The organism is Pararhizobium qamdonense, from assembly GCF_029277445.1.
GTDB lineage: Bacteria > Pseudomonadota > Alphaproteobacteria > Rhizobiales > Rhizobiaceae > Pararhizobium > Pararhizobium qamdonense.
The window spans coordinates 1192447-1214452 of record NZ_CP119566.1; the positions used below are offsets into that span (position 1 = coordinate 1192447).

The window sequence follows — 22006 nt, forward strand, 5'->3', positions numbered from 1 at the left end:
AGTTGCGGCAATCAATCCAGGAGAGGCGAGATAAGGACAATATCAGACCAGTTTGAAACCAAATTGAAGAAAATATGGAGTTGACGAAAGAAAATTACAAAAACGTGAAATTAACCGCAATGTTCGGCAAAATAGGTCTGAATATTTTGCATGAGTGGTCTTGCGGAGGAGGGTGCTTTCTGGCATAGAGCCTATGAAATAGGACAGTATGACTGTCCTATTTCGGTCTCAAGACCGGAAGGACGCCGGAACGCCCGCCTGATGCGGCTTCCGGCTGACGATTGTAGACCGCGCCGGACGTTATCTGATCCGGGCTGGCGGGACAATCGCGATGGTCGCGAGCACTCTGTGCCGGATGCAGTCAATGCTTCATTTGCGACCGGATCAGGATCATGCAACGATAATGCCGGTGCCGGCCTGAACGGGACTCTTGCCCGCAAAGCCTGCCTGGACTGCGGAAATATCCGGCCATGCCGGGTTAACAGGAGGGAAGACGATGACGGACCTTACGCCATCCACCGTAACTGGGCTCAACATTGCGCGCGAAACCGCGACGGTTGAGACGCATACCGCATTTCCGGGCCTGCCGAAAAAACAGGGTCTTTACGACCCGCGCAACGAACATGATGCCTGCGGCGTCGGTTTCGTCGCCCATATGAAGGGCCAGAAGTCCCACCAGATCGTCAAGGATGGCCTGTTCATCCTGGAAAACCTGACGCATCGCGGCGCTGTCGGCGCCGATCCTTTGATGGGTGATGGTGCCGGCATTCTGGTTCAGATCCCCGACCGCTTCTTCCGTGAGGAAATGGCGCTGCAGGGCGTTACCCTGCCGAAGGCTGGCGAATATGCCGTCGGATACCTGTTCATGCCGCAGGACGAGGCGCAGATCGCCCATTTCAAGCAGGTGATCACCGAGGTCGTTGCGGAAGAGGGCCAGACGCTGCTCGGCTTCCGTGAAGTGCCGGTCGATAACGCCTCTTTGTCCAAGGCCGAGCATATTGCCGCGACCGAGCCGCATCATGTGCAGGTGTTCATCGGGGCCGGCCGCGATGCTGCGACCAATGCCGAATTTGAACGCCGCCTGTTTACGCTGCGCAAGGTGATCTCCAACCGTATCTATAATGCCTTCGAAGGGGCCGAGACCGGCTTCTATCCGGTGTCGCTGTCGACCCAGACCATTGTCTACAAGGGCATGTTCCTGGCCTATCAGGTGGCCGCCTATTTCAAGGATCTGGCCGATCCCCGCTTCGAATCGGCTGTCGCCCTTGTGCACCAGCGCTTCTCGACCAACACCTTCCCGTCGTGGAAGCTGGCGCATCCCTACCGCATGGTCGCCCATAACGGCGAGATCAACACGCTGCGCGCCAACGTCAACTGGATGGCCGCACGCCAGGCTTCGGTATCCTCGCCGCTGTTCGGCGGCGATATTTCCAAGCTGTGGCCGATCTCCTATGAGGGGCAGTCGGATACAGCCTGTTTCGATAACGCGCTCGAATTCCTGGTGCAGGGCGGGTATCCGCTGTCGCATGCCGTCATGATGCTGATCCCGGAAGCCTGGGCCGGCAACCAGCTGATGGCGCCCGAGCGCAAGGCATTCTACGAATATCATGCCGCTCTGATGGAACCGTGGGATGGCCCGGCCGCCGTCTGCTTTACCGATGGCAAGCAGATCGGCGCGACGCTCGACCGCAACGGCCTGCGCCCGGCACGTTATCTCGTCACCGACGACGACCGCGTCATCCTCGCGTCCGAGGCCGGCACCCTGCCGGTCAAGGAAGAGAGCATCGTCAAGAAGTGGCGCCTGCAGCCGGGCAAGATGTTGCTGATCGATATGGAGGAAGGCCGGATCATCTCCGACGAGGAGCTGAAGTCGAACCTTGCCAACCAGCATCCCTACCGCCAGTGGCTGGACAACACCCAGCTCATTCTCGAAGACCTGAAGCCGGTGGAGCCCCGGGCGCTGCGCCGCGACGTGTCGCTGCTCGATCGCCAGCAGGCGTTCGGCTATACCCAGGAAGACACCAAGATCCTGATGTCGCCGATGGCCACGACCGGCCAGGAAGCCATCGGCTCGATGGGCACCGATACGCCGATTTCGGCAATGTCGGACAAGACCAAGCTGCTTTATACCTATTTCAAGCAGAACTTCGCGCAGGTCACCAACCCGCCGATCGATCCGATCCGCGAAGAGCTGGTGATGAGCCTCGTCTCGTTCATCGGTCCGCGCCCGAACCTGCTCGATCATGCCGGCATGGCGCATGCCAAGCGGCTGGAAGTGCGCCAGCCGATCCTGACCAATGGCGATCTGGAAAAGATTCGCTCGATCGGCCACACGGAAGACCGTTTCGACACCAAGACGCTCGATTTCACCTATGATATCGCGCGCGGCGCCGAAGGCATGCCGGAAATTCTCGACCGGCTATGCGAGCGCGCCGAAGCCGCCGTCAAGGGTGGCTACAACATCATCGTGCTGTCTGACCGCCAGATCGGCCCGGACCGCATGGCGATCCCGGCGCTTTTGGCGACCGCCGCCGTCCACCATCACCTGATCCGCAAGGGGCTTCGCACTTCAGTCGGTCTCGTGGTGGAGACCGGCGAGCCGCGCGAAGTGCACCATTTCTGCCTGCTGGCAGGCTATGGCGCCGAGGCGATCAACCCTTATCTCGCTTTCGATACGCTGACCGACATGCACAAGCGCGGCGAATTCCCGAAGGAAGTCGATGGCAGCGAAGTCGTCTACCGCTACATCAAGGCGGTCGGCAAGGGTATCCTCAAGGTCATGTCCAAGATGGGCATCTCGACCTACCAGTCCTATTGCGGCGGCCAGATCTTCGATGCGATCGGTTTGAACTCCGAACTGATCGACCGGTATTTCTTCGGCACGGCAACGCAGATCGAAGGCATCGGCCTGGAAGAAATCGCCAAGGAAACCTTCAACCGCCATCAGGCCGCCTTCGGCGCCGATCCGCTGTTGAAGAGCACGCTCGATATCGGCGGCGAATATGCCTACCGCATGCGCGGCGAAGGCCACGCCTGGTCGCCGGACGCTGTCGCATCGCTGCAGCATGCCGTGCGCGGCAATGCAGAAGATCGCTACCGTGAATTTGCCGAGATGGTGAATGGCGCAGCGTTGCGCATGAACACCATTCGCGGCCTGTTTTCGATCAAGGGCGCGGAAGCGACCGGCCGCAAGCCGATCCCGATCGAGGAGGTCGAGCCGGCTGCCGATATCGTCAAGCGGTTTTCCACCGGCGCCATGTCGTTCGGTTCGATCTCGCGCGAAGCCCATACGACGCTGGCGATTGCCATGAACAGCATCGGCGGCAAGTCGAACACCGGCGAGGGCGGCGAAGAAGCCGACCGTTACCTGCCGCTCTACAACGGCGCGCGCAATCCGGAACGCTCGGCGATCAAGCAGATCGCGTCCGGCCGTTTCGGCGTCACGACCGAATATCTGGTCAATGCCGACATGCTGCAGATCAAGGTGGCGCAGGGTGCCAAGCCCGGCGAGGGCGGCCAGCTGCCCGGCCATAAGGTCGATGCGACCGTTGCCAAGACACGGCATTCGACGCCCGGCGTCGGCCTGATTTCGCCGCCGCCGCACCATGACATCTATTCGATCGAAGATCTGGCGCAGCTGATCTACGACCTGAAGAACGTCAATCCGGAAGCAGATATTTCCGTCAAGCTGGTCTCGGAAGTCGGCGTCGGCACGGTTGCGGCCGGTGTCGCCAAGGCGCGCGCCGACCATATCACCGTCTCCGGCTATGACGGCGGCACCGGCGCGTCGCCGCTGACATCGCTGAAGCATGCCGGTAGCCCCTGGGAAATCGGCCTTGCCGAAACCCATCAGACGCTGGTGCTGAACGGCCTTCGGTCGCGTATCGCTCTGCAGGTCGATGGCGGCCTGAAGACCGGCCGCGACGTCATCATCGGCGCGCTCCTGGGCGCCGACGAGTTCGGCTTCTCCACCGCGCCGCTGATTGCCGCCGGCTGCATCATGATGCGCAAATGTCATCTCAACACCTGTCCGGTTGGTGTGGCGACACAGGACCCGGTCCTGCGCAAGCGCTTCAAGGGTGCGCCCGAGCATGTGGTCAACTACTTCTTCTTCGTCGCAGAGGAAGTACGCGAAATTCTCGCATCGCTCGGTTTTGCCAAGTTCGACGAGGTCATCGGCCTTTCCGAACTGCTTGAAAAGGATGCGATGATCTCGCACTGGAAGGCCAATGGGCTCGACTTCTCCCGCATCTTCCACAAGGTGGATGCGCCGAAGGAAAAGACCTACTGGACGGAGCGGCAGAACCATCCGATCCACGACATTCTCGACCGCAGGCTGATTGCAGAAGCACAGCCGGCGCTGGAATCAAAGACGCCCGTTACCATCGAGGTCGATATCAAGAATGTCGATCGCTCGGCCGGTGCGATGCTGTCCGGTGAAGTTGCCAAGCGTTACCGTCACAAGGGACTGAAGGACGACACGATCACGGTGAAGCTGACCGGCACGGCGGGACAGTCGTTCGGCGCGTTCCTGGCGAACGGCATCACGTTCGAGCTGATCGGCGATGGCAACGACTATGTCGGCAAGGGTCTTTCGGGTGGCCGCATCGTCGTGCGTCCGCCGGAAAATTCCAAGATCGTCGCGGCCAAGTCGATCATCGTTGGGAACACGGTGCTGTACGGCGCGATCTCGGGCGAGTGCTATTTCAACGGCGTCGCCGGCGAACGCTTCGCCGTGCGCAACTCCGGCGCCATCGCGGTTGTCGAGGGGGTGGGCGACCATGGCTGCGAATACATGACCGGCGGTGTGGTCGTGGTTCTCGGCGAGACTGGCCGCAACTTTGCAGCCGGGATGTCGGGTGGTGTTGCCTACGTTCTGGATGAAAGCGACGATTTCCCCAAACGCTGCAATATGGCGATGGTCGAACTCGAGCCGGTTCCGGAAGAAGACGACATGCTGGAGAAGCTGCATCATCACGGCGGCGACCTGATGCACAAGGGCATGGTCGATGTCGCCGGTGACATGACGCGTCATGACGACGAGCGGCTCTACCAGCTGATCTCCAATCATCTGCACTACACGGGCTCGCCGCGCGCCAAGGAAATCCTCGACCATTGGGTCGAGTTCCGGCCGAAATTCCGCAAGGTCATGCCGGTCGAATACCGCCGTGCGCTGGAGGAGATGGAGCGCATGCGGATGGGCATCGCGGCGGAGTAATTGAGCGTGCGAGACAATTGTGATATGCCATTGGCATATTACAATTCTGGAGGCTAGGATGAATGAGCATTCGAATATTGAAAATGCCGGCATCAAGGTCAGCGTTTTCAAGAATGGCAGAAGCCGGGCGGTCCGCATTCCAAAGGAGTTCGAGTTGGCTGGCGAGAACGTCATCATGAATCTGCAGCCAGACGGTTCTATCCTTATCCGGACAGCGGAAACTTCCGGGTTGGTCGATTATCTCAAAACTGCGGAAGCTTGGACCGGTGACGCTTTTATCGGCGATGATGGTGATCTTGAGCCGCTGGATGAAATCGACCTGCCATGAGGTACATGCTTGATACGAACATGATCTCGGCGATTGTCTACGAACCGCGGGGAAAAGTGTTCCAAAAGCTGCAGGAAGTGGGCGAGGGCAATGTTTTCACAAGCATCATCGTTCACGGGGAAGTCTGGTACGGGGTTCAAAAACGAGGCTCGGACGAGCTAGCCCAAAAGGTGTCGAACGTCACAAAACGGCTTCATGTTGCGCCGTTCACCATGCCGGGCGATTTGAAATATGCCGAGGTGAGGTTGGCGCTAAGAAAAGGGCTGAACATCGGTCCGAACGATTTGTGGATCGCGGCGCATGCGTTGGCCCTCGACGCTGTGCTGGTCACTGCAAATGAGAGCGAATTTTCCCGCGTGCCGGGACTGAAGATTGAAAATTGGCTGCGCTGAGCGGCGATGAGACACAGGGACGAATAGGATATGGGCAAGGTCACAGGCTTCATGGAAATCGACCGGCAGCTGGCGAAGTATCAGCCGGCGTCGGACCGCATCCGGCATTTCCGCGAATTCACAATCCCGATGTCGGACCCGGAAGTGCAGAAACAGGCCGCGCGCTGCATGGACTGTGGCATCCCCTATTGCCATGGCCCGACCGGCTGCCCGGTGCACAACCAGATCCCCGACTGGAACGATCTCGTTTATAACGGCAACTGGGACGAGGCGATCCGCAACCTACACTCGACCAACAATTTTCCGGAATTTACCGGCCGCATCTGCCCGGCGCCGTGCGAGGAAGCCTGCACGCTGAACCTGGAAGACGCACCGGTAACGATCAAGACTGTCGAGCAGGCGATTGCCGACAAGGCCTATGAAATGGGCTATATCGTGCCGCAGCCGGCCGTCACCAAGACCGGCAAGAAGGTCGCGATCATCGGGTCTGGTCCTGCCGGCATGGCAGCGGCCCAGCAGCTCGCCCGCGCCGGTCACGAGGTCCATGTGTTCGAGCGCGAGAGCAAGCCCGGCGGCCTGCTGCGCTACGGCATCCCGGACTTCAAGATGGAGAAGAACTTCATCGACCGCCGTGTCGACCAGATGCGCGGCGAAGGCGTCACCTTCCATTGCGGCGTCAATGTCGGTGTTGATCGCACCGTCGATAGCCTGATCGAAGAACACGACGCCGTGCTCTATTGCGGCGGTTCGGAAACCCCGCGCGATGCCGGTATTCCAGGCGTCGAGTTCACCGGCGTGCATGATGCCATGCCGTATCTTGTGCAGCAGAACCGCCGCGTCGGCCGTGAAAATATCGACAGCGTCGGCTGGCCGTCGGATTCGATCCTTGCAGGCGGCAAGCATATCGTCGTCGTCGGCGGTGGCGATACCGCGTCCGACTGCGTCGGCACCGCATTCCGCCAGGGCGCCGTCAAGGTCACCCAGCTCGACATCCGCCCGCAGCCGCCGGAAAAGGAAGACAAGCTGTCCGTCTGGCCGTTCTGGGCGACCAAGATGCGCACATCCTCTTCGCAGGCCGAAGGGGCCGTGCGCGAGTTCCAGGTGGCGACGCTCGAATTCGTTGGCGAAGACGGCGTGTTGGCCGGCGTCAAGTGCTGTCAGGTGGACGAGCGCCGCAAGCCGATCGCCGGCACGGAATTCGTCATCAAGGCTGATCTCGCCTTCATCGCTATCGGCTTCAGCGGCCCGGGCACCGACAGCGTGCTGAAGGACATGGGCGAGAAGCTGGTGATCGGCAAGGACAAGCGCGGCGGCTCTTTCGTTACCGCCAACGAGAAGGACTACCGGACGTCGGTCGATAAGGTCTGGGCAGCCGGCGACGTGCGCCGCGGCCAGTCGCTGGTCGTCTGGGCGATCCGCGAGGGCCGCCAGGCGGCGCGTGCGATCGACGAAACACTGATGGGCTCGACCGTCCTGCCGCGATAATCGGCTTGCCTCTTCGCCGAGGCAAACCAAATCAAAACGCCGCGTGCCGGGCTGGTGCGCGGCGTTTTCCGTTTGCCGCAAAGCTGCCGCCCATATTTGGTTTGAAGTATGGCGGCAGCGTCCCGTGCAACATTAATTTGGTGCAATGAAACGGTAATAAACCTTTAATTTGTAAATATTCGCAGCCGTTATAATATCCATCTCAAGCGTATTCCTGGATTGTTCAGTATTTGCCGTCTCATCGGCACTATTTCTGAACAAAGTCCCGGAAGGAACGCTGCCGATCACCCGACGCCGCGTTCCCGCGCAGGGAGCCATGACGCCGCACCCAAACATCTGTAAGGGACCCTTTGTCATGCCCAATATTCTCCGCACTCACCGTGCCGCAGCGCTGGTCGGAGCCGCCATTCTGGCCGGCGCGGCAGCGTTCCCCTTCACCCTGCCTTCCACGGCTGCGATGGCGGCATCCGCGTCCGCTACCGTGCCGCAGGTTTCCAGCGGCTCCTTCGCCGATGTCGTCTCCGCCGACAAGCCGGCCGTCGTGACAATCACCACCACGATGAAGGCAACCGACGTCAGCGATAGCGGCGACCAATCGCCAATGGACGAGCAGTTCCGCCAGTTCTTCGAGCAGCAAGGCATTCCCATGCCCAAGCAGGCACCGCAACATCAGGGCGGCGAACGCGGAATGGCGCTCGGCTCCGGCTTCATCGTCAGCAGCGATGGGATCATCGTCACCAACAACCATGTGATCGACAATGCCATCGACATCAAGGTCACGCTGGACGACGGAACGGAACTGCCGGCAAAGCTTTTGGGTGCTGATCCGAAGTCCGATCTTGCCGTTTTGAAGATCACGGCCGGCAAGCCGCTCGCCACCATCGCCTGGGGTGATTCCGACGCGTTGAAGCTGGGCGACCAGATCCTGGCGATCGGCAATCCCTTCGGCATCGGCACGACGGTCACCGCCGGGATCGTGTCGGCCCGTGGCCGCGATTTGCACAGCGGTCCCTATGATGATTTCATCCAGATCGACGCGCCGATCAATCACGGCAATTCCGGTGGCCCGCTTGTGGATCATTCAGGCAATGTCGTTGGGATCAATACCGCGATCTACTCGCCGAACGGCGGCAGTGTCGGTGTCGGTTTCGCCATTCCCTCCGACCAGGCGCAAAAGGTCGTCGCCAAGCTGGAAAAGAGCGGCTCGATCGACCATGGCTATCTCGGCGTCCAGATCCAGCCGGTGACCGCGGATGTGGCTGATGCCGTTGGTCTTGCCAAGGCGGAAGGCGCTCTGGTCGCCGCCGTCAATGCGGGCACACCTGCAGCGCATTCAGGCGTGAAGACCGGCGACATCGTCATGACTGTTGGCGGCGAGGCGGTGAAGTCGCCGCGCGATCTGTCGCGGCTGGTGGCCGATCTCTCGCCGGGCGCAAAGGAAGCCATGACCGTGTGGCGCGACGGCCGCAAGGTCGACCTCAGCGTCACCGTCGGCGGCAATGATGGCGATCAGAAGCAGGCGTCCGCTGCAAAGGATGAGGGCAAGATGCAGACTGGGCCGAGCATCGGCGTGGCCCTTGCCGATCTGACACCGGATGTGCGCCAGGAACTGAGCCTGCCCGACAATGTCACCGGTGCCGTCGTCGCCAAGGTCAATCCCGATAAGCCGGCCGCTGCGGCCGGTATCCAAACGGGCGATGTCATCGTTTCGGTCAACGACAAGGCCGTGCTCGGCGCCAGCGACGTGAAGACGGCGATCGCCGCTGCGGTGAAGTCGGGGCGCAAGTCGGTGCTGTTGCTCATCGAACGCGGTGATCAAAAGACCTTCATCGCCGTGCCGTTTGCGGCTGCCTGATCTCGATTGACAGCTTTATTCGCAAGATGCGAGCTGCCGAAGACCCTGTCCTCCTGGCGTAAGGAGGACAGGGTTTAATCTTGAGGGTCAGTTCCTGAAAACCGGATTGCTGATCACTGTTTCCGGTTTCGACAGGCGGAAATCGTCCACCCGGCCGGCTGGTGCTTCGGCGACTTCCCCCTTTTCAACGAGACGGTCGCGCGGGCTCTTGCCGTTGCTGGTCATCACCGCACCGCCACCCAGCAGAGTGGCGCTGCCGTCGAGATCGGGATCGTCAAGGCCGATCGGCTGGGTCTGGATGATATCCTCGTTGGCGGTGGGGGCGGCAACGACCAGGTCCTTCATGCCGTCGGCACCGGGAATATCCTGCGTCGAGGCCGCCGCATCGCCCAGGAGCTTGCGGATATCCTTTTCGACATAGAAAGCCAGCTTACGCTTGCCGGCCTTGGTGAGGTTGATACCGTCCGATCCACGCAGGCGGACCTGCTGGCCGTTGATATCGGATCCCGTCATGACGAATTTGCCCTCCTCATCGACAAAGCCATCCCAGATATCGACGAATGTGCCGCCGGCCTTTTCGGCTTCCGTACGAAAGATGCCGTTGAGCGTGACCATATCGGCGGTCATCGATGTCGATTGGAACGGCGGCATGCCGACCCAGAGCAAGGGTGTCTTGTCCTTGCGGGCAAGGGCTGCGAAGTCCGCAGTGCGGCGCGCATATTCGGCCAGCCAGCGGTCGGTGCGGAATTTTTCCTTGTCGCTGCCGATCGACATCTGCTGGCGCTCGTTGGCGCCGAGGCTGATGATGATCAACGCCGGTTTCGTCTCCGCGATATAGGCGGGCAGGTTTTCGGGCCAGTTGAAATAGTCCTCGCGCACGAGGCCTGAGGAACCGTTGCTGCGGGTTTCGATGACGATGCCCGGTGTCGTCTCAAAGGCGGTCTTCAGCCCATCGCCAAGGCTGCCGGCAACGAAGTCGCCGACGACGAGCACCTTCTTGGCCGTCTCCAGTTTCTCGACGACGACCGGGGCGGGCTCGGCGGGGACGGGCTTGGGCTTCTGCTGCGTCTTTCGGATTTTCGGGCGTTGCTGCGGCTGCAACTGTTGTTGCTGCTGTCTTTGCCGGGGCTCGTAGATTGGCTCGTCGTCATAAACAGGCGGTGGCGCCTGCCTGCGGCCAAAGCCGAACAGCATGTCGAGGATGGTGCGGCGCTCTTGTGCCCGCGCCTGGCGCGGCGGCTCCATGACAAACGCAGACAGGCTGATCGCGACGACGATCAGGCCGTTGAACAGCCGGTGAAGGCCGTTGCTGCTATGTCTGCCGCTCATGCACCTGTTCCGCACTGTTTCCGGCCGAGGTTTCGGCCGGCGTTCAAAAATGTCTCTACGCAAAGATGCAACGCCTCTCTTTCGACAAGGCGTTGCAGGAACGATGCATCCGGATTGCGCCACAATTGCGGGCGCCCGCGATCCAAACTATTTGCGCAGCGCCTTCAACAGGTGCTGGGTTGGCTCGCCATCGGGAGACAAGCCGTTGCGGTTCTGGAAAGCCTGGATGGCGGCCTTGGAGCCGGAGCCGAAATTGCCATCGACTTCGCCGTCGTAATAGCCGAGTTCCTTCAGGCGCGATTGCAGTTCGAACTTCTGCTTGATGTCGAGCGAACCGTCCGGACGGCTCCAGGCCTGCTGCATGCCGCCATAGCCGGCGATCTCATCGGCCAGAAGACCAACGCCGAGGGCATAGGAATCCGAGGCATTGTAGCGCTTGATGACGAAGAAGTTCTTGGTCATCAGGAAGCCGGGGCTGCCGGGACCGCCAGGCATTTTCAGCACGGCACGCGTGTCGCCGTTGCGGAAGGCCTTGCCGTTCGGCCGGGTGAAGCCAAGCGCTGCCCATTGGGAAACCGTTTTCGTCTGGCCGTCATACTGGCTGCCGTTGCGCGGCGGCGATACTTCGTAACCCCAGGTCTGCCCCGTTTGCCAGCCGTTCTTCTTCAACAGGTTGGCTGCGGTCGCGAGTGCGTCCGGTATCGAGTTCCAGATGTCCTTGTGGCCATTGCCATCGGCATCAACGGCGTAGAGCAGGTAGCTTGTCGGAATGAACTGCGTATGGCCCATAGCGCCGGCCCAGGAGCCGTTCAGCTCGCGCGGCGTCACATCGCCGTTCTGCAGGATCTTTAAGGCGGCGATCAGCTGCGTCTTGGCATATTTCGACCGTTTGGGGTCGGCATAGGCAAGCGTGGCGAGCGCGCGCGGCACGTAATGCAGGCGATCGTCCTTTTCTAAGACGGCACCATAATTGGATTCCATCGACCAGATGGCCAGGAGCACGTTCCTGTCGACGCCGAAATGGCGCTCGAGGGCTGCAAGCGTGCGGGCGTGCTTGGCCGACATTTCCTGCCCGACCTTACGGGTGTAGGGATTGACGCGGCTGTCGATGTATTCCCAGATCTTGTGCTTGAACTCGGGCTGATAGGCTGCCTTCTGCAACACGTCGGGATCGGGCGTTTTCACGCCGGCAAAGGCCTTTTGGTAGGTCGCCTTGCTGATGCCGCTCTGGGAAGCGGTCGCATAGAAGCTGTTGATCCAGGTCTCGAAACCCGCGTCAGCCGAGGCTGTTGCCGGGGAAAACAGGGCTGCGGCTGTCATGAATGCGGCAGCAGCACAGCGAAGGAGGGTGTGTCGGGTCTTTGTCATCAGCTGTCGTTTCCGTTGGTCGGCGCTCTGCTGCGATCAGGGATGACCGGCGGTGCGCAAATTTACAGTCTTAGAGCCAGCTTCATGCATGGTAGATGCATGTGGTTCCATTTTCAGGCCGTTCAGCCCAGGAGGCAACCGCCAGAACCGAAATCTTACGAAAATGAAGTCAACAAATTCTTTACCATGAATGGTTGGTAAGGTCTTCCTTTGCAAAAAAATAGCAATTTTACGTTTATTGCCTATTGATACATGCCCCAACCGATTTAAATCCCGCTGCTGTGATCCTGGAGATGTCAATGACTGACAAGCGCAAAGTTCGTAAAGCCGTGTTCCCCGTCGCTGGCCTTGGGACCCGATTCCTGCCGGCGACCAAAGCCGTTCCGAAGGAGATGCTGACCGTCGTCGACAGGCCGGTGATCCAATATGTCGTGGACGAGGCGTTGAATGCGGGGATCGAACACTTGATCTTCGTCACGGGCCGCAGCAAGCACGTGATCGAGGACTATTTCGACATCCAGGTCGAGCTGGAACAGACGCTGCGCGAGCGCAACAAGACGGCGGAACTGACGCTTCTGGAAAGCATCTTGCCGGTTGCGGGTAGCACCAGCTTTACCCGCCAGCAATCGCCGCTCGGGCTTGGCCACGCCGTCTGGTGTGCCCGCGAACTGGTCGGCGACGAGCCCTTTGCGCTGCTCCTGCCCGACATGATCATGCAGGCCGAAAAGGGCTGCCTGAAAGGCATGGTCGAGCTTTATGAGCAGAGCGGCGGCAACGTTATCGCGGTTGAAGAATGCGCCCCCGACCAGACCCATAAATACGGCATCGTCGGCGCGGGCGATAAGGTCGGCGACGGCTTCAAGATCACCAAGATGGTCGAAAAGCCGCCGCAGGGCACCGCACCGTCGAACTTCTTCATCAACGGCCGTTACATCCTGCAGCCGGAAATCTTCTCCATCCTCGCCACTCAAGAGCGCGGCGCGGGCAACGAAATCCAGCTGACCGACGGCATGCTGAAGCTTGCCCAGAGCCAAGATTTTGCCGGGTACCATTTCCGCGGCAACACCTATGACTGCGGCATGAAGGAAGGTTTCATCCTGGCAAACGTCGCCTTCGCGCTGGCGCGCGGCGATATCCGGCCGGGCGTGGAAGCGCCTTTGAAGGCTTTGCTGCAAGGCCTGAAATAACCGATTTTCGACACATGAAAGTGCCCGCTGGCGGAATGGCCGGCGGGCTTTTTCGTTTTTGGATCAGCGGCGCAGAGTCAGCCCAACGCCGACGCGGGCGACATTGGTGGACGGGCCGGTTTCGCGTGTCGTGCGCTCGTAGCTCACATCGCCGGTGAGGGCCAGATAGCGGTTGAGGTCCCAGGTGAGGCCTGCACCTGCAGCCCAGACTTTTTCGTCCTGCGAACTGCCGCTGGGGAAATTGCGCAGGGTCAGGCTATTGGAAAGCCGCGCCACGAGAGCGCTGCGCAACTCGTGGGTCACCCGGCTGCTCAGGGTATAGACCATGGCGCCGCTTTCGCCTGCGGTTGTCGATGGTTCCAGGCCGGTGGAAATGCCATAGGCCACGTCGGTGCCGCGCTGTGGTGACCAGTTGATCGTGCCATCGACAGTGAAGCCCCTCAGGTCATCGAGCCGGTTATCGTCGAAACGGTAGGTCTGATAGCCGAGCGCGATCTCGCCATTCAGCTTTTCACCCAGATCAGCCTCGACACCGGCGCGGGCGCCGTAACTGTTGTAGGAGCGTTCGAACCCCAGCGTGTCCCTGCGCAGGTCGTAAATCGATTTTCCTGCCGATGCCTCGATGAACGGAATGAGGGCCGGCGAAAGCTCGTAGCCGACACGCACGGTGACGGCACCCGCATTGCGGTTTCGGTCCTTCAGCGACAGCGAACCGCCATTGTTGAGTTCGGCGTCGCCATAAACGTAGCGGTCAAAATCGATCTTGGCCGAGCCGCGCAGGATGCCGAAATCGCGCTCGATGCCGGCACCCAGCGTATATTGGTCGATGCCGGACTGGACGCTTGCATTGGTGATCGCATTCGGATCGGTCGAATCCTCGCGCTCGAAATGATAGCCGGCCTTCAGCGTCGCGGTCGTCTGTTCGGAAAGATCGAGCCGAAGTGCTGCCTCGATATCGGCGGTCGGTTCCGTTTCCCCGGTGCCGGAGACATTGCGCTGCCAGGTGCCTTCGCCGGTCACCGTCAGCTGATGGCGGGACCAGTCGGAGGTGAGCGTGCCCTTCAGGCCGGTCTCGAGATAGCTGCGGTTCTCCTTGGAACTGCCGGTCTTGTTGCTTTCAAAATTATAGGTCTGGCCGAGCGTCGGCTTCAGCACGAAACTGCCAAACCGGATGCCCTGCGCATCGTTACGGTCGATATCAAGCTGGGCTCTCAGGCCATCGACGGTGTTTTCGCGCAGGTTGGTGCGGGCCATATCCTCATCGACCGTGGGGTCGTTGAGCAACGGTTCGCCGGCGTCTGTGCTGATGGAGTTCGTGGTGATTGCGTCGGTATCGGCAGGCTCTATGCCGGGGGATGCAGCCGCTGTCGGAATCTGTGTAGTGGTACCGGTTGCGGCGGTGGCATTTGCGCCGGGAAGCAGGGCCTGGGCGGAAACGGCGTTTGGCAGAAACAGGGCGCAGTTCGCCATCAGCCAGGCCGCAGTGGCCGCCGGGCGCGCGAGGGTCGTCCTCTTCGTGCGTGGATAGAAAGGCGTCATCTGCCGAATGCCCGGAAATCCGTTTACCAGTGTTGAGCAACCGTAAACGGATGTGGTTAACTATTCCTTTCCGAAATGGCATTCGGCTTTCTTTTCAGGCGCTTTCGACGGTCAACCGGCCGCCATTGCTGCCGATGACCTTGACGCGGGTGCCCGCAGGCAGGTCCGGACCGTTGACGGTCCAGGTGGTGTCGTCGAGCCGGATGCGGCCGCGTCCCTCGGCGATCGGCTGTTCCAGCACGGCGGTGCGGCCGATCAGGCTCGCGCCGCGCTGATTGAGCAGCGGCTCGTCCGACGTATCGCCCGAGCGGGCGAGCAGCCGGCGGCCGATGAGGGCGGCTGCGACGGACAGGACCGCGAAGAATACCAGCTGTGCCTGCCAGACCCAGAAACCGGCGTCCCAGAACAAAAGCGAGAGCGCGCCGGTGATGAGGGCCGCGATGCCGATCCAGACAAGAAAGACGCCGGGCGCCACGACTTCGGCGGCGAGAAGGACGAGGCCCAGCACCCACCAGCTCCAGGGGCCAAGTTCGAGGATGACGCGCTCGATCATCGGTCAGCCTTCCCGCTTGGCCGTGTCGAAGGGATTGCGGACCGGAACCGTGCGCGGCAAGGGCTGGCGCGTGGGTGAGGGTGCGTCGCCTCCGCCATTGCCGAAGACTTCACGGGCAATTGCGCCGATGCCGCCGAGCGAGCCGATCAGCGAGGAGGCTTCCATCGGCATCAGCACGATCTTCGAATTGGGCGCGGTGCCGATCGCAGCCATGGCTTCGGTATATTTCTGGGCGACGAAGTAGTTGATCGCCTGCACGTCGCCGGCGGCGATGGCTTCCGAGACCATTCTCGTCGCCTTGGCTTCGGCCTCGGCCAGGCGCTCGCGCGCTTCAGCATCGCGGAAGGCAGCTTCGCGCTGGCCTTCGGCCTGCAGGATGGCCGATTGCTTGGCACCTTCGGCGCGCAGGATCTGGGCGTTGCGCGAGCCTTCGGCTTCCAGGACCTGGGCGCGCTTTTCGCGCTCGGCCTTCATCTGGCGCGCCATGGCATCGACGAGATCCTTCGGCGGCTGGATGTCCTTGATCTCGACGCGGGTCACCTTGATGCCCCAGGGGCCAACGGCTTCATCGACCACATGCAGCAGCTTGTCGTTGATGATTTCGCGGTTGGACAGGAGTTCGTCGAGGTCCATCGAGCCCATGACCGAGCGGATATTCGTCATCGTCAGGTTGAGGATGGCGCTCTGCAGATCGGAGACCTGATAGGCGGCCTCGGCGGCGTTCAGCACCTGATAGAAGGCGACGGCATCGGCAGCGCAGCTGGCATTGTCGCGGGTGATGACTTCCTGGGTGGGGACGTCGAGCACCTGTTCCATGACGTTCATCCGGGCGCCGATCTTGTCGATGAACGGGATGATGATGTTGAGGCCGGGCTCAAGCGTTCTGGTATAGCGGCCGAAACGTTCCACCGTGTAGCGAAACCCCTGCGGCACCGTCTTGATGCCGGCAAACAGCACGAGGATGACGAGTACCACGAAGGCGATGACGACGATGTCCAGTCCGGCCAAAGGCATCCGGTTTCTCCCTTAAATGTTTGTTTCGCCGCACTTTACGCAACCAGCGGCAAGAAGCCAGCGGATTTCCCCATTCACAAGACGGGTTGTTTGCCTTAAAGAGCGCCCATTCGCTTACCGGTCGCAGCCTACCCGGTCAAAACAAGGACTAAACTATGAAAACCATCGTGATCTGCTCCGGCGGATTGGATTCCGTTTCGCTTGCCCACAAGGTGGCAGCCGAAAATACGCTTTTAGCGCTTCTCTCCTTCGACTATGGCCAGCGCCACAAAAAGGAGCTGGATTTTGCCGCCGCCTGTGCCGTGCGTTTGAACGTGCCGCATCATATCATCGATATCCGCGCGATCGGCGCGCATCTGACGGGGTCGGCGCTCACCGATGATATCGCCGTTCCCGACGGCCATTATGCCGAGGACACCATGAAGGCGACGGTTGTGCCCAACCGCAACGCCATCATGCTGGCGATCGCCTTCGGGGTTGCCGCCGCGCAGAAGGCGGATGCGGTGGCAACCGCCGTGCATGGCGGCGATCATTTCATCTATCCCGATTGCCGCCCCGGTTTCATCGATGCGTTCCAGGCCATGCAGAACCACGCGACGCAGGGTTATGCCGACGTCACCCTGCATGCGCCTTATGTAAACGGTTCGAAGGCCGATATCGTCACGGATGGTGCGAGGCACGGCACACCGTTTGAAGAGACCTGGTCCTGCTACAAGGGCGGGATGCGGCATTGCGGGCGATGCGGAACCTGCGTCGAGCGGCGCGAGGCCTTTCACCTGGCAGCCATTGCCGATCCGACCGACTATGAGGATGCGGATTTCTGGCTCTCGGCCACCGGCGGCTTTGCCGCTACGGAGGTGAAGTGATGTTCCGTATCAGCAAGGAATTCCATTTCTCCGCCTCGCATCAGCTCACCAGCCTGCCTGCAGACCATCAATGCGCGCGGCTGCATGGGCATAATTATATCGTCGTGGTGGAGCTTGCAGCCGAAGAGTTGAACAAACACGGCTTCGTGCGCGACTATCACGAACTTTCGCCGCTTAAGCGCTATATCGACGAAACCTTCGATCACCGGCATCTCAATGATGTGTTGGGCCATGACCGGGTGACGGCGGAATGCCTGGCGCGTCATTTCTATGACTGGTGCAAGTCGCATCTGCCGGAAACGGCCTCGGTGAAAGTCAGTGAGACGCCCAAGACCTGGGCGGAATACCGGCCGTGACGGGGACCTCAGGAACCGGCACCATTCGTGTTTCGGAGATGTTCGGCCCGACAATCCAGGGCGAGGGCGTCCTGATCGGCCTGCCGACCGTTTTCGTGCGCACGGGCGGCTGTGATTACCGCTGCCCGTGGTGCGATAGCCTGCATGCCGTCGACAGCCGTTATCGTGACGATTGGACGCCGATGACGCCGCAGGCGGTGTGGGAGGAGGTGAAGCGGCTGTCAGGCGGCGTGCCGCTCACCGTCTCGTTGTCGGGTGGCAATCCGGCGATCCAGCCGTTGGGGGAGCTGATCCGCCTCGGGCACCGGGATGGCTACCGCTTCGCGCTGGAAACCCAAGGGTCCGTCTCGAAGGACTGGTTTGCCGATCTCGACGTTCTGGTGCTCAGCCCCAAGCCGCCATCCAGCGGCATGGCGACGGACTGGGCACAGCTGGCAAACTGTCTTGAGGCTGCCGGTGCGCGGCCGCAAACGGTGCTGAAGATCGTCGTCTTCGACGCGGCCGACTATGCCTATGCCCGTGACGTGGCGGCGCGCCACCCGCATTTGCCGGTCTATCTGCAGCCGGGCAACCACATGCCGCCAGACCGCGGCGAGGTCGATGCCGGCATTGACATGGACGGGATTGCAGACCGCATGCGCTGGCTGGTCGAAACAGTGACGCAGGATCGCTGGTTTACCGCCCGTGTGCTTCCCCAGCTGCATGTGCTCCTGTGGGGCAACAGGCGCGGGGTTTAGGCCCAGCCCATCAATTCCCGGCGCACCACATGTTCGAGCACGGTCATGCCGCCCTCGCTGTCGTTCAGGCAGGGAATGTGGGTGAATTTTTCGCCGCCGGCATGGTGGAAGGTTTCAGCCGCTTCCACGGCGATTTCTTCCAGGGTCTCGAGACAATCGGATACGAAGCCGGGATTGATGACGGCAATGCGCTTGACGCCGTCCTGGCCGAGCTTTTCCACCGTCTTATCGGTGTAGGGCTGCAGCCATTCCTCCGGCCCGAAGCGGGACTGGAAGGTGACCTGCAGTTTCTCCTTGGACCAGCCAAGCTTTTCGCGCACCAGCCGCGCGGTCTTGTAGCACTGGCAATGGTAGGGATCGCCCTTCATGAAATAGGATTTCGGGATGCCGTGGAAGGAGGTCAGCACCACCTCCGGCTCCCAGTCGAGCGTGGCAAGATGCTGGGTGATCGAATTGGCCAGTGCCTCGATATAGACCGGGTCGTCATGATAGGGCGCAACGGTGCGCAGCGCCGGCTGCCAGCGCATCTTCAACAGCGCCTTGAAGGCCTCGTCGTTGACGGTTGCGGTCGTTGCGGCCGCATATTGCGGATAGAGCGGGAAGACGAGGATCTTTTCGCAGCCGTCCTTCTGCAGTTCGTCCATCTTCGAGCGGATCGACGGCTGGCCGTAGCGCATGGCCCAATCGACGCGGACATTGGGCAGGCCTGCAAAGGACCGGGCCATGATCTCGGCCTGGTTGCGGGTATAGGTGCGCAGGTAGCTCTCGTTCAGATCCTTGTTCCAGATCGTCTCGTAGGCCTTGCCGACCTTGGCGGGCCGGGTGTTGAGCACGATGCCGAACAGGATCGGATACCAGAAGAACGGCGACCACTCGATCACCCGCCGGTCCATCAGGAATTCCTTGAGATACCGGCGCATCGACACCTTGTCGGTGCCATCCGGCGTGCCGAGATTGACCAGCAGCACACCCACCTTGCCGAACTTGACGGGGGGATGGTTCGGAACGGTCGTCTGAATGGCGGCGGTCATGGCATATCCTGCATTGTCGGGGCGGCGTCTCTTATACGGTAAGCGGCGTCTGCGGTTCATGCCGTTCTTAAAAAGAAAAACCGGCCCGGGGAACCCCGGACCGGCCGATTGGCAAGAGACATATTGTCTTACCTATCACCTGGCGGGGATCGTCAGCTCCTTGCCGATTTCCAGATGCCGTGGGGCCGGGTTGCCGTTGGCGCTGGCAATGGTCTTCCACAATTCGCCGTTGCCGTAGACGGCCTTGGCCAGATCCCAGAGCGTATCGCCCCTGACGATGACGTGCTTGGTTTCGGTGGCCGCTGGGGTTGCCGGCTTGGTTTCCGGTGTCGCGGTTTCCGCTGTTGCAGGCTTTGCATCGGTAGTCACGGCCGGGTCGGTGCTGGTCTGCGTCGAAGGCTCGGCCGGGGTTGCTGCAGCGATTTCGGTGATGCGGCCGTCGGTCGTCGGCTTGTAGGGATTGTTGGCCGTCAGGTAGTCGGCAAGAACCGTCTCGAGCCCTGGACCGTAGTCATAGGCATTTTCCCCCTTGGTCTTGAAGACGCTGTAACCATCGCCGCCATTGCGCATGAAATTGTTGGTGACGACATTGTAGGTCTTGCCCGCATCAAGCGGCACATAGGCTTCGCCTTCCTTGACCTCGACGACGGAGAGACGGCTGCCGACGGGGCGGGATTTGTCGAAGGAGAACTTCATGCCGGCCACCTGCGGGAAGCGGCCGCCGAATTGTTCGATCTGGCTCAGGCCGTTTTCCAGTGCGGCGCTGATGTCGGCGCCCTTGATCTGCAAGGTGGCAACCGTGTTCTGGAACGGCAGGACGGCGATGGCTTCGCCCATCGAGACATCACCGGCATCGATGGAGGCACGCAAGCCGCCACCATTGGTGATGGCGATGGTCACGCCCTGACCCTTGACGCGGTCGAGCATGGCATCGGCCACCAGGTCGCCCATTTCGCATTCCTTGGTGCGGCAGGAATCGCGGCTGCCGTCGATCGCAGCGTCCGTCTTGCCAATGATCTTGGCCTTTAGCTCGTCGATCGGCTTTGCCATTTCCTTGACGCGGGCCACGACGGCCTCGTCGGGCTTGAATTTGGAATCGATCAGGATCGGATCGCCCTTGGCGGACTTGACGACACCATTATCATCGAAGGTGACGACGAGGTCGCCGAGATATTTGCTGTAGGAGCCGGCCTGCACGACCGGCACCTTGTAGCCACCGGGATTGTCGGCCAGCGACGGATACGGACCTTCGGCCTTTGCGTCGGTGTTGGACAGGAGGCTGTGCGAATGGCCGCCGACGACCACGTCGATATCGGGGATTTTCGCAATCACCGCAAGCTCGCGCGGATAGCCGATATGGGTGAGCGCGATGATCTTGTTGACGCCCTGTTTCTTCAGGTCCTGCACGGCGGCGGAGATCGTATCGACGTCGATGCCGATCAGAATATTTTCGCCCGGCGAGGAGATTTCGGTCGTGTCATTGGTGACCGCGCCGACAATGCCGATCTTCTGGCCGCCGACATCGAGCACCACGGAAGGCTTGATGCGATCAACCAGCTTGGACTTGTAGCCGGCCAGGACATTGGAAGAGATGACCGGGAAGGTGACCTTGTCGAGGAACGTGGCGAGACCATCTTCACCATCGTCGAATTCGTGGTTGCCGACGGTCAAGGCGTCGAATTTCATCAGGTTGAGGAATTCCGCTTCTGCCGCGCCCTTGTAGGTGGTGTAGAACAGCGAGCCCTGGAAATTGTCGCCGCCGTTGAGCAGCAGCACGTTCTTGCCAGTCAATTCCTGGCGCTTCTGGTCAATGGCCGTCTTCAGGCGGGCGACGCCGCCGAAGCATTCATTCTTGCCCTCTTCCTCGGCCGAGCAGGTGGAATCGTATTTGTTGATCGACTCGATGCGCGAATGGAAATCGTTGATATGCAGGATGTTCAATTCATAATCGGCGAAGGCGGCCCCGGATGAAAGTGCAAGGATGGAGGCTGTCAGCAGCCCGGTTCGCAATTGTCTGATCAAGGGAATGTCTCCTGTTCTGGCGTTTGTGGTCGGTATCGTAGAGGACGGCTGTGACAGTTGGGTCGGAGCGGATGGTTTCACTTGGCCTTGGTGACTTCAAGCCCTAAATCGCCTTATCCCTTTGTTGCATTGCAGCAAGGTTAAAATCGAAGGTTGCCAAAGGATGACAGGTAAAAAGAAAAACCCTCCGGGCGTGTGGCCCGAAGGGTTTTGATAATCGACATCGCAAAAACGCGTTAGCTCAGGCCTTGCGCGATAGCGAGAACTGCGCGCCGGAATCGGTGGTGCAGTTGAGCTGCGAGGTCGTCACCATGGCGCAATTGACCTTGGACTGGGTCTTTCGCAGCACCGAATACATGTTGATCTCAACCAGTTGTGGCGACAGATTGGTATAGGTGCCGGATGCGATTTCCTGGTTCGTGTCGGTCGTGCGCGTGCTGAAGGTTCCGCCTGCAAAGGTGGAGACGACCCCGTTGGGATCAACCCAGGCGCCCTGGACGCCAACGGGCGCCATCTGGCGGCTTTGCGGCAGTTCCCGCACTTCGCGCGTCCCCTGGCAGGAGGCCAGAGCTACGGCGGACAGAACTGTCAGGATGGCGATCGGCTTCATAAGGGTCTCCCGGAGGCTGCGCGGTAAGCTGTCTATCGATTGAAAAAACCATGCCGTGATCAGGAGTTGAATGCAAGAGTGCGGCATGAGCACGGCAGGTATTATTCGGTCCATAA

At 60.6% G+C, this 22006-nt stretch carries 17 protein-coding genes; 9 read left to right on the forward strand and 8 right to left on the reverse strand.

The window, feature by feature from the left end; genetic code table 11:
• The first annotated feature begins 496 nt into the window (after positions 1-496).
• From gltB to PYR65_RS05635, 5 genes are all read left to right on the forward strand, one after another.
• Positions 497-5218: a glutamate synthase large subunit gene (gltB, locus tag PYR65_RS05615; RefSeq protein ID WP_276120245.1), complete on the forward strand. Its 4722-nt coding sequence runs from the start codon at positions 497-499 to the stop codon at positions 5216-5218.
• A 58-nt stretch (positions 5219-5276) separates the two neighbouring features.
• Entirely contained in the window at positions 5277-5546 is a 270-nt protein-coding gene (locus tag PYR65_RS05620; RefSeq protein WP_276120246.1) for an antitoxin, read from the forward strand.
• Between the two features lie 5 nt (positions 5547-5551).
• Entirely contained in the window at positions 5552-5938 is a 387-nt protein-coding gene (locus tag PYR65_RS05625; protein WP_276120247.1) for a type II toxin-antitoxin system VapC family toxin, read from the forward strand.
• A 30-nt stretch (positions 5939-5968) separates the two neighbouring features.
• A complete protein-coding gene (locus tag PYR65_RS05630) occupies positions 5969-7423 on the forward strand; it encodes a glutamate synthase subunit beta (protein ID WP_276120248.1) in 1455 nt (484 codons plus the stop codon).
• Positions 7424-7778: 355 nt separating this feature from the next.
• Complete coding sequence (locus tag PYR65_RS05635; protein WP_276120249.1) at positions 7779-9278, forward strand: DegQ family serine endoprotease; 1500 nt, start codon at positions 7779-7781, stop codon at positions 9276-9278.
• 87 nt (positions 9279-9365) lie between these two features.
• Here PYR65_RS05635 and PYR65_RS05640 read toward each other — a convergent pair whose 3' ends face one another.
• The gene (locus PYR65_RS05640) at positions 9366-10523 is read right to left on the reverse strand and encodes an SGNH/GDSL hydrolase family protein (RefSeq protein WP_276120976.1); all 1158 of its coding nucleotides are present in this window, start codon (positions 10521-10523) and stop codon (positions 9366-9368) included.
• A 231-nt stretch (positions 10524-10754) separates the two neighbouring features.
• Positions 10755-11975 (reverse strand): lytic murein transglycosylase, encoded by a 1221-nt coding sequence (locus tag PYR65_RS05645; protein ID WP_276120250.1) that lies wholly within the window; start codon positions 11973-11975, stop codon positions 10755-10757.
• 299 nt (positions 11976-12274) lie between these two features.
• Between PYR65_RS05645 and galU the strand changes: the two genes are divergently transcribed.
• Positions 12275-13162 (forward strand): UTP--glucose-1-phosphate uridylyltransferase GalU, encoded by an 888-nt coding sequence (galU, locus tag PYR65_RS05650; RefSeq protein ID WP_060639339.1) that lies wholly within the window; start codon positions 12275-12277, stop codon positions 13160-13162.
• Positions 13163-13225: 63 nt separating this feature from the next.
• On the opposite strand, the gene PYR65_RS05655 is transcribed toward galU, so the two are convergent.
• The 3 genes from PYR65_RS05655 to PYR65_RS05665 all read right to left on the reverse strand — a co-directional run bounded on the left by PYR65_RS05655 (position 13226) and on the right by PYR65_RS05665 (position 16262).
• Complete coding sequence (locus PYR65_RS05655; RefSeq protein ID WP_276120251.1) at positions 13226-14701, reverse strand: outer membrane beta-barrel protein; 1476 nt, start codon at positions 14699-14701, stop codon at positions 13226-13228.
• Positions 14702-14795: 94 nt separating this feature from the next.
• Positions 14796-15254: an NfeD family protein gene (locus PYR65_RS05660; RefSeq protein WP_276120252.1), complete on the reverse strand. Its 459-nt coding sequence runs from the start codon at positions 15252-15254 to the stop codon at positions 14796-14798.
• A gap of 3 nt (positions 15255-15257) precedes the next feature.
• Positions 15258-16262 (reverse strand): SPFH domain-containing protein, encoded by a 1005-nt coding sequence (locus tag PYR65_RS05665; protein WP_276120977.1) that lies wholly within the window; start codon positions 16260-16262, stop codon positions 15258-15260.
• Positions 16263-16423: 161 nt separating this feature from the next.
• On the opposite strand from PYR65_RS05665, the gene queC reads away from it, so the two are divergent.
• The 3 genes from queC to queE are packed head-to-tail and all read left to right on the forward strand — an operon-like array spanning position 16424 to position 18227.
• On the forward strand, positions 16424-17134 hold the full coding sequence (gene queC / locus PYR65_RS05670; protein ID WP_276120253.1) for a 7-cyano-7-deazaguanine synthase QueC: 711 nt from the start codon (positions 16424-16426) through the stop codon (positions 17132-17134).
• Positions 17134-17490, forward strand: coding sequence for a 6-carboxytetrahydropterin synthase QueD (queD, locus tag PYR65_RS05675; RefSeq protein WP_276120254.1), 357 nt, complete (start codon positions 17134-17136; stop codon positions 17488-17490). Before queC ends, queD begins: the two co-directional genes overlap by 1 nt.
• Before the next feature lie 38 nt (positions 17491-17528).
• Complete coding sequence (queE, locus tag PYR65_RS05680; protein ID WP_276120978.1) at positions 17529-18227, forward strand: 7-carboxy-7-deazaguanine synthase QueE; 699 nt, start codon at positions 17529-17531, stop codon at positions 18225-18227.
• Here queE and hemH read toward each other — a convergent pair.
• The 3 genes from hemH to omp10 form a co-directional block, all read right to left on the reverse strand.
• The gene (gene hemH / locus PYR65_RS05685) at positions 18224-19258 is read right to left on the reverse strand and encodes a ferrochelatase (protein ID WP_276120255.1); all 1035 of its coding nucleotides are present in this window, start codon (positions 19256-19258) and stop codon (positions 18224-18226) included. The two genes, queE and hemH, sit on opposite strands and share 4 nt — an antisense overlap.
• Positions 19259-19393: 135 nt before the next feature.
• Complete coding sequence (locus PYR65_RS05690; protein ID WP_276120256.1) at positions 19394-21280, reverse strand: 5'-nucleotidase C-terminal domain-containing protein; 1887 nt, start codon at positions 21278-21280, stop codon at positions 19394-19396.
• 241 nt (positions 21281-21521) lie between these two features.
• Entirely contained in the window at positions 21522-21890 is a 369-nt protein-coding gene (gene omp10, locus PYR65_RS05695; RefSeq protein ID WP_060639347.1) for an outer membrane lipoprotein Omp10, read from the reverse strand.
• Positions 21891-22006 lie beyond the last annotated feature (116 nt).